At 35.9% G+C, this 17851-nt stretch carries 14 protein-coding genes; 4 read left to right on the top strand and 10 right to left on the bottom strand.

Annotated features, from left to right (window positions below; translation table 11 throughout):
• Positions 1–71 precede the first annotated feature (71 nt).
• Positions 72–527 carry a MarR family winged helix-turn-helix transcriptional regulator gene (locus ACFVR1_RS08090; RefSeq protein ID WP_387582753.1) on the top strand — a complete coding sequence of 152 codons (456 nt, stop codon included), beginning with the start codon at positions 72–74 and terminating at the stop codon, positions 525–527.
• A 79-nt stretch (positions 528–606) separates the two neighbouring features.
• On the opposite strand, the gene ACFVR1_RS08085 is transcribed toward ACFVR1_RS08090, so the two are convergent.
• Complete coding sequence (locus ACFVR1_RS08085; RefSeq protein WP_387582751.1) at positions 607–1251, bottom strand: FMN-dependent NADH-azoreductase; 645 nt, start codon at positions 1249–1251, stop codon at positions 607–609.
• A 205-nt stretch (positions 1252–1456) separates the two neighbouring features.
• Entirely contained in the window at positions 1457–2359 is a 903-nt protein-coding gene (locus ACFVR1_RS08080) for a TetR/AcrR family transcriptional regulator (protein ID WP_387582748.1), read from the bottom strand.
• Positions 2360–2552: 193 nt separating this feature from the next.
• Between ACFVR1_RS08080 and ACFVR1_RS08075 the strand changes: the two genes are divergently transcribed.
• On the top strand, positions 2553–4043 hold the full coding sequence (locus ACFVR1_RS08075; protein WP_387582746.1) for a DHA2 family efflux MFS transporter permease subunit: 1491 nt from the start codon (positions 2553–2555) through the stop codon (positions 4041–4043).
• A gap of 160 nt (positions 4044–4203) precedes the next feature.
• On the opposite strand, the gene ACFVR1_RS08070 is transcribed toward ACFVR1_RS08075, so the two are convergent.
• Positions 4204–5937, bottom strand: a complete 1734-nt coding sequence (locus ACFVR1_RS08070; protein WP_387582743.1) for a methyl-accepting chemotaxis protein — start codon at positions 5935–5937, stop codon at positions 4204–4206.
• 353 nt (positions 5938–6290) lie between these two features.
• Between ACFVR1_RS08070 and ACFVR1_RS08065 the strand changes: the two genes are divergently transcribed.
• Together ACFVR1_RS08065 and ACFVR1_RS08060 are read left to right on the top strand one after the other, a co-directional pair.
• A complete protein-coding gene (locus ACFVR1_RS08065; protein ID WP_387582740.1) occupies positions 6291–7094 on the top strand; it encodes an ABC transporter substrate-binding protein in 804 nt (267 codons plus the stop codon).
• Between the two features lie 47 nt (positions 7095–7141).
• On the top strand, positions 7142–8422 hold the full coding sequence (locus ACFVR1_RS08060; protein ID WP_387582737.1) for a glucose-6-phosphate isomerase: 1281 nt from the start codon (positions 7142–7144) through the stop codon (positions 8420–8422).
• Between the two features lie 725 nt (positions 8423–9147).
• Here the strand turns inward: ACFVR1_RS08060 and ACFVR1_RS08055 are convergent.
• The 7 genes from ACFVR1_RS08055 to ACFVR1_RS08025 all read right to left on the bottom strand — a co-directional run bounded on the left by ACFVR1_RS08055 (position 9148) and on the right by ACFVR1_RS08025 (position 17797).
• Complete coding sequence (locus tag ACFVR1_RS08055) at positions 9148–10809, bottom strand: glycoside hydrolase family 13 protein (RefSeq protein ID WP_387582735.1); 1662 nt, start codon at positions 10807–10809, stop codon at positions 9148–9150.
• Entirely contained in the window at positions 10806–11870 is a 1065-nt protein-coding gene (locus ACFVR1_RS08050; protein ID WP_387582732.1) for a LacI family DNA-binding transcriptional regulator, read from the bottom strand. The genes ACFVR1_RS08055 and ACFVR1_RS08050 overlap by 4 nt, the downstream gene beginning before the upstream one ends.
• 22 nt (positions 11871–11892) lie before the next feature.
• The gene (locus ACFVR1_RS08045) at positions 11893–12708 is read right to left on the bottom strand and encodes a carbohydrate ABC transporter permease (RefSeq protein ID WP_387582729.1); all 816 of its coding nucleotides are present in this window, start codon (positions 12706–12708) and stop codon (positions 11893–11895) included.
• Complete coding sequence (locus ACFVR1_RS08040) at positions 12708–13568, bottom strand: carbohydrate ABC transporter permease (RefSeq protein WP_387582726.1); 861 nt, start codon at positions 13566–13568, stop codon at positions 12708–12710. The genes ACFVR1_RS08045 and ACFVR1_RS08040 overlap by 1 nt, the downstream gene beginning before the upstream one ends.
• Positions 13569–13693: 125 nt before the next feature.
• The gene (locus ACFVR1_RS08035) at positions 13694–14965 is read right to left on the bottom strand and encodes an ABC transporter substrate-binding protein (protein WP_387582724.1); all 1272 of its coding nucleotides are present in this window, start codon (positions 14963–14965) and stop codon (positions 13694–13696) included.
• A 248-nt stretch (positions 14966–15213) separates the two neighbouring features.
• On the bottom strand, positions 15214–16104 hold the full coding sequence (locus ACFVR1_RS08030; RefSeq protein ID WP_387582721.1) for an ROK family protein: 891 nt from the start codon (positions 16102–16104) through the stop codon (positions 15214–15216).
• Positions 16105–16108: 4 nt separating this feature from the next.
• Positions 16109–17797, bottom strand: coding sequence for a glycoside hydrolase family 13 protein (locus tag ACFVR1_RS08025; RefSeq protein ID WP_387582719.1), 1689 nt, complete (start codon positions 17795–17797; stop codon positions 16109–16111).
• Positions 17798–17851: the final 54 nt, after the last annotated feature.

The following is a 17851-nucleotide window of genomic DNA, read 5'->3' as shown; positions in this document are numbered from 1 at the left end:
TGAGTATACTCACCAACACAATATACTGAGTATACTCAGTATATAAAAATACGTCAAGGAGAATGTCATCTATGGTACAATCAGAAGTCCCTACAGTAAGCGATCTATTACAAATACTTTTTAAAACAAATCACCTTTTACACCAACAATTCGAAAAACATATTGCTAATTATGGCATTCCTGATTACCTAACAGGGCCAAGGCTCAGATTTCTTATCGCCCTTGAAGAAAATCCAAATATCCGAATGAATGATATTGCCAAACAAATTGGAATACAACCTCGAACTGTTACGCAATATGTTGAAACTCTCGAAAAAGAAGAACTGCTCATTCGTCTGCCAGATCCAGAAGATCGCCGAGCTACATTACTACAATTAACCGAAATAGCACGCCCTCAGATAAAGAAAGCCCGTACCGGTATGGGTGTAGCAGCAGAAAAATTACTGAAACCTTTATCAGAAGAACAACGAAAACAGTTTTTAACCATACTTAGTATACTTAAAGAAAAAAATGATCCCTTTTCCTAAGAGGAAATGGCCTTCGAAGGAAGTCCATATAAAAAATCCCTCTCTGTTTTTATAAACAAAGAGGGATTACTTATTTATATTAAGCTTTAGCAGGTACTGCAGATAATGATTTTGCAATAGCAGTTACTTTTTCAAGTCCATCAGCAATAATTTGATCCGCTTGGTCTCTCATTGCATTGTGACCCTCAATAATAACTTCTTCCACTGACATTCCGAATACGCCTCCAAAAACATTGCGCATATAAGTTGCAGCCATTTCCATAGGTGCTGTTTCTGGAGTAGAGTAAATACCACCACGTGCACTTAAGATAATCGCTTTTTTCTCAGGCATTAAACTAATTAATTGACCTTCTGGACTATATTTAAATGCATAACCTGCTTGATACGTATAATCAACAAATGTTTGTAATGCCGCTGGGATTGTTAGGTTCCAAAGTGGAAAAGCGAAAACTACTACATCTGCTGCTGTTAAAGCATCCATTGCTTTTTGTTTAGCAGCTAAAATACGTTGCTCTACATCTGATAATTCCTCTGAGTTTTGCATTTTTCCAAATGCATTGAATAAGTCTTGACCGAAGTATGGCATATCTTCTGCAAACACGTCGAAAGTTGTTACGTTAAGACCTTGTGCCTCTTTTACTTCTTCCATAAATGTTTCATACATTCTGCTTGATATCGCTTCCGAAGCTGGACGGTTATTTGCTTTAACTACTAAAATATTCATTATTTATTTCCTCCAATAGTTTATATGATTAATATAACGTTGCAACAATTAGATATTTTATCATAATAATAAATTCAATTACTACTTATTTGTCTCGAAGTCGAAACATTAACGATATCTTATTAGCAAGCAATTTACAAAAGTGTATGAAAAAGCTGTTCAACTAGGATTTTTCCTTAGTTAAACAGCTTTTTTGAAAATGTGGTTATGAAATCGGATAATACTTCATATTCGCTAAAACGTGCTCATACTGTAGATACTCTGTTAGATTTTTTAATTCCTCCGTGCTTTTTAGCGTAGATAAGGCGCTCTCTATCAAAAAGTTTCTTGGTTCTTTATTATTCATAATCTCCTCTTGAATAAAATACAACAAATTTATATAAGTTGTCGTTTTTTGCTCGTCCAAAATAAAGCTTTTTTCGATTACCTTTTTTAAATTCACTGTGGCAATTGAAAATTCATTGTTAAAAAAATCATTATAATCAGATTGAGGCAATAATGTATTTAACTTTTGGGATTCAAATAAGTGAATATCTTTTGTGCTTATGTCCTCCAAAATTGTTATTACTCGGTCCATCGAATAATTAACCATTTCATTCATATTAAAAGTTGTTTTTAAAGCATGGCTCGTATATAGAATATTTTGCATAACACCAGTGAAAATAACTGCACAATCCATCAAATATACTTCTTTGTCACGCGGAAAAATATCTAAAAAACGTTCATATACCCAATGTAAAAACACAAGTTTGAACTGTTTTATGAATTTTATTAGATCTGGATCGCTTGATACAAGCACATCATCGATCAATTGATTTAATTTGTTTTTTTTATTTAATTTCATTACAAAACTTATCTGCTCTTTGAAAATATTGATGTCACTAACGCTTTCTCCGATGAGTAGCTTGTCTCTCTCCATTTGCATATTTTCCAGGATAAGATTAAACACAGCTTTAAACAGTTCACTTTTAGAAGAAAAATAATTATAAAAAGACCCTTTTGAAATACCGCTATGATTTAAAATATCTTGAATGGACGTAGCGTGATAGCCTTGTTCAATAAATAATTCATGCGCTTTATCTATGACATTCCTTTTTTTCTTATTCATCGCTTGTACTCCTTTAGAGATTAATCATTCTAATATAATCATTATAGCACAACAAAATTATACCATAAGTATATTATTGTACTTACTGTATATTTTTCTTGCTAATTAATTTTCAAAGGTGTATTATAAATTTTGTAAAACTAAAGGTTCATAAATGAACTATTAGTACAAAAGAATAAAAGGAGATTACTATATGTCTGAAAAACAAACAAAACCGTCGTATGGTTTGTTAGCAATATTAATGACTGGAGCATTCGTAGCTCTTCTAAGTAATACACTATTGAACGTCGCTCTACCTTCCATTATGAAAGAATTTGATGTCAGTCCTTCTACGGTCCAATGGTTGTCGACTGGTTACATGTTAGTGAATGGTATTGTCATACCTACCACTGCATTCCTAATTAAAAAAAATACAGCAAGACGCTTGTTCTTGACTGCCATGGGGTTATTCATAGTTGGTACATTAATCGGTGGATTTGCACCAAGTTTTCCAATTTTACTAGCTGCTCGAATGATTCAGGGTTCAGGAGCAGCATTGATTATGCCACTTTTAATGACTGTATTATTTACTACATTTCCACCTGAAAAACGTGGTTCTGCTATGGGGATGTTTGGAATTGTAATGATTTTTGCTCCTGCTATTGGACCAACATTATCTGGTTGGATCATTCAACACTATGATTGGACAGTGTTATTCTTAATGATGGTCCCAGTTATGGTTTTAGTGTGGATTTTAGGATTCTTTAAATTAAAAGATAAGAAAGAGAAGAGCCATGATAAAATCGATGTACTATCCGTTGTTTTATCTGCTTTAGGTTTCGGTGGAATTTTATATGGATTTAGTACTGCTGGTAATCATGGTTGGTCTGCCCCAAGTGTTTACTTAACTATTATTGTAGGGGTACTCTCATTAGTTACCTTGATCCTTAGACAATTCAAACTTAGCGAGCCGATGCTAGATTTCAGAGTTTATAAGTATCCAATGTTTGCTCTATCTTCTGCCATTTCGGTTACACTAAGTATTGCCATGTTTTCTGCTATGTTGTTAATGCCAATTTACCTTCAAAATATTCGTGGAATTTCTGCGATGGATTCTGGTTTATTGATGCTACCTGGGGCTTTAATAATGGGGATCATGATGCCAATTACAGGTAAAATTTTTGATAAATTCGGACCTAAAATCATGGCATATATAGGTTTAGCAATTGTTATTGTTACAACATACTTATTTAGTCATCTAACGGATTCAACAAGTTATACTCATTTAGTTGTGCTTTACTCTGTTCGTATGTTAGGTATTTCAATGGTAATGATGCCTGTTATGACAAATGGTTTAAATCAAATACCAGCAGTTTTAACACCACATGGTACAGCTATGAACAATACAATTCAACAAGTGTCTGGTGCTATTGGTGGTAGTTTACTCGTTACAATTATGTCTAACCGTACGGCGACACATGTGAAAGAAATGATATCAGAAGCTATGGCTAATTCTTCTGCTACACCTACGGGAGAAGCTTTACAACAGTTGCAGCAACATGTGACGATGGAAGCAACAATTTCAGGAATAAACGATGCATTTTTAGTTTCTACTGGTATTGCTGTTGTCGCATTTATTCTATCCCTGTTCCTTAAGCGGACAACTGGAATTAAAACTGAGCTAAAAAATGAGGTTACAAAGTAAGCATAAAATATTGATCGGTACTTCAGAGATTAATAAGAACCTGGTATCGTAAATTATACTTTTTTAAATTGAGGCTATCCCAAAAATATAACTTTTGGGATAGCCTCTTCAGTTAAGTTAAACCATTTACAAACGTACGGAGTCCAGTAAATTAACTATTTCACTGCGTTTCATTTAATTTAAAATGGATAACAGAGTGATTTAGCTCCTCAGCTAATTTTGCAACAGATTCCGCAGAGGCTACAATCTCACCCATTACACTAGTCGATTGTTGAATAGAGGCTGATACTTGATCAACACCTGATGATGACTCTTCTGCTATTAAAACAACTTGCTCTATCGAGTTATTTATTTCTTTGCTTTGTTTAAATGTCACATTAAAACTCTCTGAAATATGATGTATTTGTTTTTGCATACTTAATACAGATTGGTTGATTTCATTAAATGTTTCCCGTGTGTTTTTAATCTTTTTTGTTCCTTCTTCAACCTGAGAATAGCTATGTTGTAAAGCGATTACTGTTTCATTGGATTCATTTTCCACACCTTCCACAATCTCAACAATACTGCCTACGGAACCTGCAACTTGCACAGCTAATTTACGAACTTCATCCGCCACAACCGCAAAGCCTTTACCATGCTCCCCAGCTCGTGCTGCTTCTATCGCAGCATTTAGCGCCAATAGATTTGTTTGATCGGCAATTTCTTGAATCACTTGTACTAACTTCGAAATTTCTTTTGTTTGTAAGTCTAATCCCTTAACCTTTTCAATGGATCCCATTACCCCATTATAAATTGTTTCCATTTGCTTTTCTGATTCACTCATCAAATGATAACCATTATTCGTTAACTCAATCACCTTATTGGATGAATGAGTAAGTTCTGTTCCTTTGTCACTTGCTTCTTGAATTTGGTTAATGAAATTATTCATTGTCTCAGAAACTTGATTTGCAGAATTCGCCTGACCATCAACCCCGTTAGCTAATTCAGTCATAGTAATAGCAATTTGGTGATTTCCTTCTTTTACTTCGTTTGTGCTATTGAATAGTTGATTTGACGTGTCCACCAATTTAATTGAATTCTGATGAATGTTCATAATAACCGATTTAAGGTTGTCCATCATTCGTTGAAATGCGATTGTCAAAGTCCCTATTTCATCCTTACGATTTGTCTGAAGTGTAATAGTAAGCTCTCCTTCACCTACTTTTGAAACATTATTTATTAATTCCTTTAACGGCTTTACTAAGTAGAAAGAAAATAAATAAACGATAATTACGCTTACGAATAAGATAATTAGGGTTGTAGTAATTACTTTTTTCTTATATAAATCCATTGAGGCATAGACTTGAGTTGTATCTAAATCTGCACCTACTATACCAATTACTTCGCCGGAATTAGACTTCAGAGGAATATATGTAGTGATAAGCGCTCCATATTCATCTGACTTGGAGATTTGAATTTGTGATTCCCCTGTGTCAAAAGCTTTTGCAATACTAGGATATAAATTCACATCTTCTTCATCTCCTAATTGTGATGCATTAACATCTCCAAAAGGCTTACCATCTACTAAATAATAGTAATCATATCCATTTCCATTTTCTTCACGGCCAATTGTATATAAAAAGGATAATCCAGTTCTTTCTCTTATATCATTCAATTCAGTACGCAATTCCTTATAATATTCATTTTCTCCGAGTTCTACTTTAATTTCTTTTTGATACCTATTGATATCAATGATTTTAGAAGATTGCTTTGCAATACTTCCAGCTACATTAGTTAAAGAATCTTCGACTAAATTTACAGAGGAAGTATAACTAAGGTAAGTTATAACCACGCATGATAACAAAACTATTGATGAAAATATTAAAATCATATTAAGCTGAATACTTTTTTTCACTCTACATACCTCACATTTTCCTAAAAATTCGTCACCATTATTAAGCAACCCATCGAATGAGCATAAATCGTTACAAGTAAACTACAAATTAATTTTTACATAGATTTACAAAGTTCCCATTACTATTCTTATCGACTTGTCTTTTATTTAATTTAGAAATAAGATTGTCCAATTTTTGGACACTACCATGGTTTAGTTCCTCGCTTTTGAGATTTTATTGCAAGTTCCGTATAATTGGTCTCGAGTTTGTTATTCGAACATTCATTAACCATTTCATTTCAATGAAGAAACTAGTATTTAGGAAAGGAAAACCTTCACCAAATAACGAATTATATTAGCAAGGGAGGAATTCGATGACTCATCTTATAACCGATCATCTTGGGAGAAAAGTAAATATTACTGCTTCACCCAAACGTATTATTTCAATTTGTCCGGCAATTACAGAAACACTTTTCGCGCTCGGTCTTGAGAAGGAAATAGTAGGGCGAACAAAATATTGTATATTCCCTAAAATAATTGTAGAGAACGTTCCAATTGTAGGAGGAACAAAGGAAGTAAATATAGAAAAAATACGTAATCTGAAGCCAGATCTCATTTTAGCTGAAAAAGAAGAAAATACAGAGGATATCGTACATGCACTTGAAAAGATTGCTCCTGTTTTTGTTATGGAAGTCCAGAAAATAGAGGATTCTTACCGACTTATACAAACACTTGGGGAGTTGACGAATCAGGAACTGGCGGCAGACAATCTCATTGCCTCATGTAAAGCATCTTTCAATTCACTTGTACGTAAGCAAAATGGAAAGGCTGCCTATGTTATTTGGCGGAAACCATATATGGTCGTCGGAGGAACAACTTATATTAATGATATACTACATACACTAGGCTTCCATAATCCCTTTGAAAAAAATGACTCAAGATATCCCGCTGTAACAATAGAGGACCTAGCCGCTGCCAACCTTGATGTCCTTTTGCTCGCTTCCGAACCATTTCCATTTCAGGAGAAACATGTCCCAGAATTTCAATCGTTTCTTCCGAATACTAAAATTTTGCTAGTAGACGGTGAAATGTTTTGGTACGGTGCCAAAATGATAGAGGCTGGAGCGTACCTAGAAAAATTATTGAGCATGGATTTCAGCGACTTATCTTCTAAATGATGGTAAAATGAAAGATAGAAAAAATACTTCTTATAAAGGAGAAATGTATGAATATTTCAGTCAATTATTCAGGAGATTACAAACAACTTCTTACACCTGAACTTGAACATAAAATACAGGGTATTCACCATGGAATTCATACTAAATCTGCAGAAGGCGCTGAATATTTAGGATGGGCTGATTGGCCTAGCACTATGAACCAAGAATTCCTTCTAAATATTAAGGAAACGGCAAACCATATTCAATCTACTTCAGATGTGTTAGTTGTTATTGGTATAGGCGGCTCCTACTTAGGTTCAAAAGCAGTCATTGAGGCACTAACTACTCCATTCAAAAAACCAAACGGCTTAGAAGTTATCTTTGCTGGCCATTTAGTAAGTGGGGAATATTTAAAACAACTAATTACATATTTAGATAATAAAGAAGTTACATTGAATATCATTTCAAAATCAGGTACAACTACAGAACCTGCCATTGCGTTCCGCTTTTTACAACAATATATGGAGAAACGGTACGGTGAACAAGCTACATCACGTATACTCGTTACAACGGATGAAAAAAAAGGAGCATTACGCTCACTTGCTACAGAAAAAGGCTATCGTCGCTTTGTCGTTCCCGATAATATTGGAGGGCGATACTCTGTTTTCACTGCCGTTGGTTTATTACCCATCGCTGCAGCAGGTTATGATATCGAAAAGCTAATTAATGGGGCAAAAATAGCAGAACAAGAATTTGGGGTTTTTGATACAACATCAAATAGCGCTATTCGATATGCAGTTATCCGGAAACATCTTTATGATGCAGGATACCCACTTGAAATTATGGCAACTTTTAATGAAAAGTTGACTTATGTACAAGAATGGTGGAAGCAATTATTTGGAGAAAGTGAAGGAAAAGAAGGGAAAGGAATTTTCCCAGCATCTGTCCTTTATTCAACCGATCTTCATTCTTTAGGGCAGTATATCCAAGATGGAAAAAGAATGTTATTTGAATCTTTTTTAATGGTGAAAAATGTCTCAGATGATTTAACAGTTTTTGAAGCAGAAAATAACGGCGATGAGCTTAACTATTTAAGTGGGTTAACTCTTCATGAATTTAATATGGCATGTCATGAAGCAACAGCAACTGCTCATTTGAATGGGGGCGTCCCTCAAATCACTATTACTATGGAAAAACTAGATGAACAACATATTGGTCACCTTCTATATTTCTATATGATGGCCTGTGCGTATAGTGCTTATCTACTTGATATCAATCCATTTAATCAACCTGGTGTGGAAGACTACAAAACCAACATCTTTAAAATTCTTAAGAAACCCGGATACTAAAATTTGTAGAGTGAACTAGAAGTTTATGGTTCACTCTATTTTTTGGGGATAGACCGATCATATTGAGTAACCTGGTAATAATGGTGAACTACCTGATTCTTGCTGTTAGCCATCCGATCCCTGGATACATTTACATTTACAAAAAACCGGGCAAAAAGACGCCCGATCCTTTTAAGAAGAGAAACTTAGAAATGGTTGATTTCCGCTATGGCGGACGCTTTTCGCGGGCATGGCTTCAGTCTCCTGGGTCAACACGATGTTGGTCATGAAGGCGTCGCCTCAGGACGAGGCGCCCTTAGCCTTCCTTCCTTTGATGCGTTCCTGCGGGGCCTTCTGCTCATGCTATTCCCGCAGAAGTCGCCGCCTCCGCTTCAATCTACTTGTGCACTACTTGAGATGGATAGATTGGTCAGAAGAGATAAGACAAATGTTCAAAAGGGCATAACTTCCGATGTTTGCATTGTACAAAAAGCCATCTCCAGTTCATTATTTAGATCAAGCATATTTCCTTTATTATTTGCAATGTTGATTGGAGCGGAAGGCGGCGACTCCTAGGGGATTAGCAAGCAAATCAAGACCCTGGACTGAGCGCAGCGAAGGAAGCGGCTTGATGCTTGCCCCCTGGAAAGCGTCCGCCTGCAGCGGAAATCAACCTGTTCCTGACATCAATTCATATACATTCTTATCTTTTAAAAAAACGTTTTGTCCGAGGACAAAACGTTTTTTTATATTTTATAAACTCTTGCCTCGTATGGTGCTAGATCAAGTGTTGCTATCGCTTCATGATCATTAACCTCTAAGTTTGAAAGTAACAGATTCGTTTTCTTATAAATGACGTCTTGCACTTCCTCTACTTTAATTGATTGCTCCGAGAGATTACACAATACGATTACTTTTTCCTTCCCAAGGGTACGAGTATATGCGTAAAGTGACGGATGATCCTCTAATACCAAATCATACATCCCATACGTAAAAATCTTTTCTATTCTGCGCAACTGAATCATCTTTTTATAATAATTTAATATAGAGTTCGGATCTTTTTCCTGTTTCTCTACATTAATTTCTGTGTAGTTCGGATTAACACCTATCCATGGTGTCCCGTTTGTAAATCCTGCATTTTCATCTGCAGACCATTGCATAGGGGTTCGTGAATTGTCGCGGCTCGTCGACCAAATAAGCTCCATTACTTGCTCGTGTGAGTCTCCTTGATCTAATCGATATTTGTATAAGTTTTTCGTTGCTACGTCATTGTAATCTTCAATCGATTGGTAATGAACATTCGTCATACCCAATTCTTGACCTTGATAAATAAAAGGTGTTCCCTGCATAAAAAAGTACATTGTAGCTAATGAAGTAGCACTTTCTCTCCAATATGCGTGATCGTTACCCCAAGTAGAAACGCTGCGCGCCTTATCATGATTTTCTATAAATAGGGCATTCCATCCGCTTCCTTCTAATGCTTTTTGCCAACGAGTCAAAACACTTTTAAGGCCAATAATATTGAGCTTCTTCTGTTCTGCATCCCATAGGCTCAAATGCTCAAACTGAAAAATCATATTGAATTTACCTTGTTTTTCGTCTACCCATCCACTGATCTCATCAATTCCAACACCATTTGCTTCTCCTACTGTCATAATGTCGTATTTTGAGAATGTTTCTTGTTTTAATTCTTCTAAGAAGGGCATGATACCTGGAACGTTCATATATTTTTCCCATGCAGGAATATAGGAGAGATTTTGTTCATTCGGCATGTCTTTATACGAGGAATCTTTTTTTATGTGACTAATCGCATCAACACGAAAACCATCTATACCTTTATCTAGCCACCAATTCACAGTTTTATATAATGCATTTCGGACTTCTTCATTTTCCCAGTTTAAGTCAGGCTGTTTTTTAGAAAATAAATGTAAATAGTATTGCTCAGTTTCCTTATCAAGTTCCCAAGCTGACCCATTGAAAATACTTCCCCAATTATTCGGTTCTTTTCCATCTACACCATCTCGCCAAATATACCAATCACGCTTTTCATTGTTTTTTGAAGAACGTGATTCAATAAACCAGGGGTGCTCGTCACTTGTATGATTAATGACTAAATCAATGATAAGTTTCATACCTCGTCTATGCACTTCTTGAAGTAACTCATCAAAATCTTCCATCGTTCCGAATTCTTCCATGATAGATTGATAGTCACTAATATCATATCCATTATCATCATTTGGGGACTTATACATTGGACAAATCCAAATAACGTCAATCCCTAAGTCTTGTATGTAATCTAATCTAGAAAGCAGTCCTTGTAAATCACCAATCCCATCATCATTAGAATCTTGAAAACTACGAGGATAAACTTGATAAGCAACTGATTCTTTCCACCATATTCTCTTCATTTTTTCCCTCTTTTTTCTTGTTGGTATTTATTCACCAATTGTTTAATACTTCCGCATGAATCACGTTCTATTAAATTTGTTGGTACAAAATGATGTTTAACTGTCGATTTTGGATCACTCATCTTCTCTAAAAGAAAATTAGTAGCTTCTAAACCTAACTCAAATATCGAAATATCTACAGAAGTTAACGGAGGCTTTACATATGCTGATAAGGAGTGATTATTAAAACTTACAATCGAAACATCCTTTGGTACTTGTATGGAAAGCTCTTCTAAATACCGAATGATTTCATAAGCAATTAAATCGTCATGAGCCACTATAGCTGTAGGAGGTACTTTAAGATTCATCAACTCGAAGATACTTCTATCTCCATTTGCCTTAAAAGCATCATCATGGATAAAATAAGAATCTGTATATAAAAGTCCTGCCTTTATTAGCGCCTGCCGATATCCTTCCAAACGGTCCTTTGAAACCACAAAATCAAGATTTCCACCAATAAATGCTATTTGTCGATGCCCTAAGCCAAATAGATAATTCACAACATCATGAGCTATTTTCTGATTATCGTTGTCAATATACGTAACCTCATTCTCAAATTTATAGGGGCGACCTACCATTGTAAATGGGAACTGCGCATCCTTTAAAAAAGTCATTGTACGGTCATTCACACGAGAATAAAGAAGGATAATCCCATCCACCTTTCTTCCTTGTACCATTGACACAACCTCTTGATAGATTTCCTCCTCATTGCCACCAGTAGATAGATAGATACCATATTTACTAGCATGGGCACTTGTACAAATTCCTCGTATAACTTCTGGAAAGAATGGATTTTGAAAAGCCAATGAAGTAGAGTTCGACATAATAACACCAATAGTTTTGGTGCTCTTCGCAGCTAAGTTTCTTGCCTGAAAATTAGGGTAATATTCTAATCTTTCCATGACTTCCCTTACTTTGCGCTTCGTTTGTTCACTAATTCTCGGGTTATCTGCAATAACACGGGAAACCGTAGATGGAGAAACATTTGCTTCTTTTGCGACATCTATGATTGTGATAGCCAATAGAATCCCCTCCTTCAACATTTTACTTTACTGCCCCATCTGATACACCTTTAATAATTTCTCGTTGTGCAAAGAAATATGCAATAATTACTGGAACAATCGCCAAGGTTAGTCCAGCTAATGCAAGATGCCATTGCTTTGTGTATTCACCGAAGAAAAAGAACATCTTTAACGGAATTGTCTCCATTCCTTTTTGGTTAATGACTAGAGAAGGTAACAAGTAATCATTCCAAATCCAAATGGTATTTAAAATCGCTACCGTTACTGTAATAGGCTTGAGCATAGGAAAAATGATAAACCAAAAAACTTGGAATCTATTTGCTCCATCAATTGTAGCAGCTTCGTCTAAAGTACGTGGAATTGAGTTTAAAGCACCATGATATAAAAAAATTGATAAACTTGCACCAAAGCCTAAATACATAAATATTAATCCAGAACGGTTTAACATTTCAATCTTACCGAAAATTGTAACAAGAGGAATCATTACTGATTGAAATGGGATCAGCATCGCCGCTACAAAAACAAAGAAAATAATAGTGCTTAGACTTCCCTTTGCACGCGATAGTGCATAAGCTGCCATTGCTGAAAAAATAATAATAAGAATAACACTAATTGCAGTAATAATTAATGAATTCATGAAAGTTCTTAGAAAATCTAATTCTGTAAATGCTTGCACATAATTATCAAATGTCACGGAACTCGGTGGTTTTAATGTATCCTCAAAAATTTCTCGTTTTGTTTTTAAAGAGTTCACAATCATCAAATAAAATGGTGCTAGCCAAACAAGGGCTAAAAATATTCCTAATATCTCCAGTGGAATTAAATACTTTTTACGCATTACATTTCCACCTCACGTTTCTTGTTGAGATATACCTGAACTAAAGCAATCACTGCAACTATTAAGAAAAATATTACTGCTTTTGCTTGTGCATATGCCATGTCATAACGACCAAATGCAGTATTGAAAATCTCCATCGCTACCATTTGTGTCGAATTATATGGACCTCCTCCCGTTAAGGAGAGGTTTTGGTCGTACAACTTAAATGTATTTGAAAGTGTTAAAAACATACTAACAGTAAAGGCTGGTGCTACTAGTGGAAACACCACAAGGCGAAATCTTTGAAAGGCGTTTGCACCATCAATCTCAGCTGCTTCTATCAACTCTTTTGAAACACCTTCCAAATAAGCAATGTATATAACCATTATATACCCCGACATTTGCCAACTCATTAAAATGACAAGCCCCCAAAAACCAGTGCTAGGAGTTGACAACCATCCTTGTAAGCTCTCCATCCCTACAATTAAACCAAAGCCCGCAAATGCTTTTGTAAAGATAAATTGCCAAATAAGCCCCAATATAAGTCCACCAATTAAGTTTGGCATAAAGAAAATAGTTCGCATTGCTTTATTTGTTTTTAATTTTGCTGTTACAAGTAGTGCCAATGATAATCCGATAAGATTGATTAGAATGACAGATACGACGGAAAACTTCGTTGTGAACCATAATGAGTGAAGAAAACGTTCGTCTTGAAATAATGCTATGTAATTATCAAAGCCAACAAAGCCTTTCGTCTGAATTCCATTCCAATCTGTGAAAGAATAATAGATACCAAGTAGTAAAGGAGCTATTACAACTAATGTCAATGCAGCCAAAACTGGCATCAGAAATATCCAATATGATAAATCTCTTGTGCGCATTTGCTCACCTCCAAAAATGACAGACATATACCTTTCCCTATGACAAGGTGAAAGAGCATGTTTTCTCTTCTTTTTACAAAACAAAGTAGCACGAAGGCTACTTTGTTTTAAAACTGTGTGCATTATTATTTACGTGCAGACTCCCAAGCTTTCTTCGTTGCATCTACAACTTCTTCCCAGCTTGCATTATCACTTAAATACTTCTGAATTTGAACTCCTAATTCATCCATGCCCCATCCAGTAGGATATCCCATGAATGTCCAGCCAATTGTTTTGCCCTTCGCTGCATATTCATAAACATCTTTTGAAAGTGGATCAGAGATTTTAGATGAGTCATATCCTTCGTATGCCGGGATGAATTTAAAGTCGTTTAACACTGTTTCTTTTCCTGCATCCGAAGTATACAACCAGTCTAAGAATTTTTTTGATTCCTCAATTACCGCTTTATCTGCCTTACTATTAACTCCCCAATACATTGGAATTCCTACTGGAATATTATCGCCTTTGTAGCCTTCTACAGGAATCGGTAAAATTCCAATGCCGTTGTTTGCAAAGTCTTCATCGATGCCTGCAATTGAGCCATATACCCAGTTACCTTGTTGAATCATTGCTACTTTTTGTAATGAGAATAGCTCCTCAACTTGTTTTGAATAGTCAAGACTTACAGTTGGTTGTACAGAGTAATCATTTTGAAGATCTAGAACTTTTTTAAATGCATCGCCATATTTAAATGCTACGGTTTTAGAGTCAAATGCCGTTAAGACATTGTTATCAAATTCTGGAGCTAAGAAAGCATTTGATAAGTGCAAACCGGTAACCCATGTTTCTTTACCTGGTAAAGCAAATACAGCTTGAAGACCAAGTTCTGCTTTTTTGCTGTCCAATTTTTTTACCGCTGCTTCTAATGAAGCAAAATCTTTAATAGAAGCTGGATCAATTCCTGCTTTTTCAAATACATTTTTGTTATAAATTAATCCATAACCTTCTTGGTTATACGGAAGACCTAATACTTTTCCATCAACCGAAACTCCATCAAGGGAGCCATCTAATGCTGCCTTTGCTGCTGCAGAACCTGATAAATCAGCTAATTTATCTAACCAATCTGCAACATCTTGAGGACCTCCGATATTATAAATTGCTGGCTCATTGCCTGATGCAAATTTTGAACGAAGAGCTGCACCGTAGTCTTCCCCACCACCAACTGTTGTGATATTGATTTTTACGTTTTTATTTTCTTTTTCATATGTTTTAGCAACTTCTTCAAACTGATCTTTAAATTCTACTTTGAATTGAAAAATGTCTAACGTTACTTTCTCTTCATCTGAACTACAACCCGTTAAAATTGCTGCTAAACTTAGTGAAGCTGCCAATAACACCGCGCGCCATTTGCTTTTCATATTTCTCCCCCACACCTTTGGAATTTTAATTCATGCGAAAACGTTTGCACAAATACCTTAAAAGAATAGCAAAGCCTGTGAAAGCGTTTGCATAAAATTAACTAAATTTATCCTACCATACCATTTATATGATAACAACCCTTTATTTATGAAAAATTCTGATATTTATATAACAAATGCGCATGGCCCATTCTTAGTCTCTTTGCGCATTTGTCATCTGTTTACACTTTTCTGTTATTCCGAGTAATTTATTGATCAATAACGAGCATTGCCGCTCCGAGCATCCCTGCTTCATTCCCAAAATCTGCACGCTTCAATTTTAGTGGCTTAAGTTTCAGTGGTTCTACTTTTTCTATAAGGTTTTCCCACCAATCGTCAGCAGATTCTGAAACTCCTCCGCCAATCACAACACAATCCATGTCTAAGACAGCTTGGAGGCTAGAAATTAATACTGCAAAATCTGAGAGAAAACGTTCGCGAACTACTATTGCACTTGTGTTTCCATTGGTTGCGATTCGAAATAGATTATGCGGTAATGTTAGACCCCCTGTAGCGGGATCAACGACATTTTCCTCTTGAATCATTCTTTTCAATGCACTTCCAGATATATATTGTTCACTGCATCCTGGTCTTCCACAACTGCAAACAAGCCCATTTGGATACAAAATCAAATGACCGACTTCCCCTGCACCACCATGAACTCCATTCATTACCTCTCCATCAAAAACAAAACCTCCTCCTAGGCCTGTTCCCACCGTCAGGCAAACTACCTTTTGAAAACCTGTTGCTGCTCCTATTCGAAATTCTGCAAGTGCAGCACAGTTTGCATCGTTATTAATCTCCACTCGAAGACCTGTTGCTGCTTCTAATTTCGCTTTAACCGGAGTCCCTTGCCAGCCTTCTATCTCTTTTTCAAATGTTACGACTCCTGTTATCGCATCTACCATTCCTCTCGTACCGATTCCGATACCTGTAAGATCAGGAAATTCTGTTATAACTTTTAATATTTGTTCTTCTAGATAGGGGTATAACGGTATTAGAGTAGGAATTGTTTTGTCCATCAAAACCTGTCCATTTTCGTTTACGACACCCATACGTATTTTAGTTCCTCCAATATCAACTCCAAGTACTTTTTTCATCCTGCTATCTCCTTTCAAAAGCGAGCACAAACGCCTCATAAGGGCGTACTTCTATAATATCTTCGTTTATTTTAGGAGTTTCATAGTTAGATATCATGACTTTCCCGTTTTTATTTCGTACATTACATACATTCCATTCGATTTTTACCGTTTCCTTGGAGAAATTGGTTACGATTAACCATTCTTCCTCACTCGTTTGTCGTTTATATACAAAGAGATGAGGATGATCCGGTAACAGCAAATGAAAACTGCCTAGTGTGATAATGTCATATTCTTTTCTTAAATGAATAAGCTTTTGATACGTATAAAAAATCGATGATGAATCCGCTAATGCTTGTTCTGCATTAATCATAGATGTATTTGTATTCATCCTAATCCAAGGTGTTCCAGTTGAGAATCCTCCATCTGCTGTCCACTGCATTGGAGTTCGCGCATTATCTCGACCTTTTGCATAAATAGATGCCATTATCTCGTCATTCGCAATTCCTTGATAGCTTTTTTCTTTGTACATATTCAGTGTTTCAATATCTCGATAATCATTAATACTATCAAACTTTATATTAGTCATTCCTAATTCTTCGCCCTGATATATATAAGGCGTTCCTTGGAGCATATGCAGACAAATCGCCAACATTTTGGCAGATAATTCACGATAGACACCGTCATTTCCAAATCGTGACACAATTCGCGGTTGATCGTGGTTATTCCAATAAAGACTATTCCATCCTACTTGATGAAGAGCGTTTTGCCACTTTTCTAAGTTACGTTTGAGCTCTACTAAATCTAAAGGTTTAGTATCCCATTTTTCATGAGGTCCACTATCTAGATTCATATGCTCAAATGTAAAGACCATATTTACTTCTTGATTGTTTGGATTTGTATATACACGTGCATCCTCAGGCGTAGCTCCTGGCATTTCCCCAACAGTTAACACATCGTATTCACGCAAAACCTTTTCATTCATCTCACGTAAATAGGAATGGATTTTCGGACCATTCATAAAATATGGACTTCCATCCCCGAACAACTTCCTTGGAGGAATTGCTCCATCAGGTAGCTGTACATCTTTTGAAATAAAATTGATGACATCCATCCGAAAACCACCAATACCTTTATCCAACCAATACGTCATAATATCAAAAATTTCGTTTCGAAGGGGTTCATGTTCCCAATTCAAATCAGGCTGCTTTTTAGAGAACAGATGCAAATAATACGAATTTGTAGTATCTTCTTTTTCCCAAGCAGACCCCGAAAATACCGATCCCCAATTATTTGGAGGTTGATCATTTTTACCTTCACGCCATATGTAGTAATCACGGTACTTGGAGTCTTTAGAAGATTGCGATTCAACAAACCAGGCATGTTCATCGGAAGTGTGATTGACCACAAGATCCATCACAATTCGGATTCCTCTTTGTTTCGCTTCATCAATCAATCGTTCAAAATCATCCATCGTGCCAAACTCTTGCATTATTGCTCGGTAATTTCGAATATCATAGCCATTGTCGTCATTTGGAGAATCATAGACTGGACTAAGCCAAATGACATCCACACCTAACTGTTCTAAATACTCTAACTTAGAAATTATTCCATTCAAATCCCCAATGCCATCTCCATTGGAGTCCATAAAGCTTCGTGGATAGATTTGATAGACAACACTACGTTTCCACCAAGGTTCCAATAATTGAACCATCTTCATTCACCACCCTAAGCACCCTTGATAGAATTATTTTAATCTTTCCACAAT

Source organism: Psychrobacillus sp. NPDC058041 (assembly GCF_042885655.1).
Taxonomy (GTDB): Bacteria; Bacillota; Bacilli; order Bacillales_A; family Planococcaceae; genus Psychrobacillus.
This window is presented reverse-complemented; position numbering and strand designations above follow the sequence as displayed.

Excerpts from the sequence above, each read along its gene's own strand:
- ACFVR1_RS08090 (WP_387582753.1), top strand. The coding sequence starts at position 72 with ATGGTACAATCAGAAGTCCCTACAGTAAGCGATCTATTACAAATACTT.
- ACFVR1_RS08085 (WP_387582751.1), bottom strand. The coding sequence starts at position 1,251 with ATGAATATTTTAGTAGTTAAAGCAAATAACCGTCCAGCTTCGGAAGCG.
- ACFVR1_RS08080 (WP_387582748.1), bottom strand. The coding sequence starts at position 2,359 with ATGAATAAGAAAAAAAGGAATGTCATAGATAAAGCGCATGAATTATTT.
- ACFVR1_RS08075 (WP_387582746.1), top strand. The coding sequence starts at position 2,553 with ATGTCTGAAAAACAAACAAAACCGTCGTATGGTTTGTTAGCAATATTA.
- ACFVR1_RS08065 (WP_387582740.1), top strand. The coding sequence starts at position 6,291 with ATGACTCATCTTATAACCGATCATCTTGGGAGAAAAGTAAATATTACT.
- ACFVR1_RS08060 (WP_387582737.1), top strand. The coding sequence starts at position 7,142 with ATGAATATTTCAGTCAATTATTCAGGAGATTACAAACAACTTCTTACA.
- ACFVR1_RS08055 (WP_387582735.1), bottom strand. The coding sequence starts at position 10,809 with ATGAAGAGAATATGGTGGAAAGAATCAGTTGCTTATCAAGTTTATCCT.
- ACFVR1_RS08045 (WP_387582729.1), bottom strand. The coding sequence starts at position 12,708 with ATGCGTAAAAAGTATTTAATTCCACTGGAGATATTAGGAATATTTTTA.
- ACFVR1_RS08040 (WP_387582726.1), bottom strand. The coding sequence starts at position 13,568 with ATGCGCACAAGAGATTTATCATATTGGATATTTCTGATGCCAGTTTTG.
- ACFVR1_RS08035 (WP_387582724.1), bottom strand. The coding sequence starts at position 14,965 with ATGAAAAGCAAATGGCGCGCGGTGTTATTGGCAGCTTCACTAAGTTTA.
- ACFVR1_RS08030 (WP_387582721.1), bottom strand. The coding sequence starts at position 16,104 with ATGAAAAAAGTACTTGGAGTTGATATTGGAGGAACTAAAATACGTATG.
- ACFVR1_RS08025 (WP_387582719.1), bottom strand. The coding sequence starts at position 17,797 with ATGGTTCAATTATTGGAACCTTGGTGGAAACGTAGTGTTGTCTATCAA.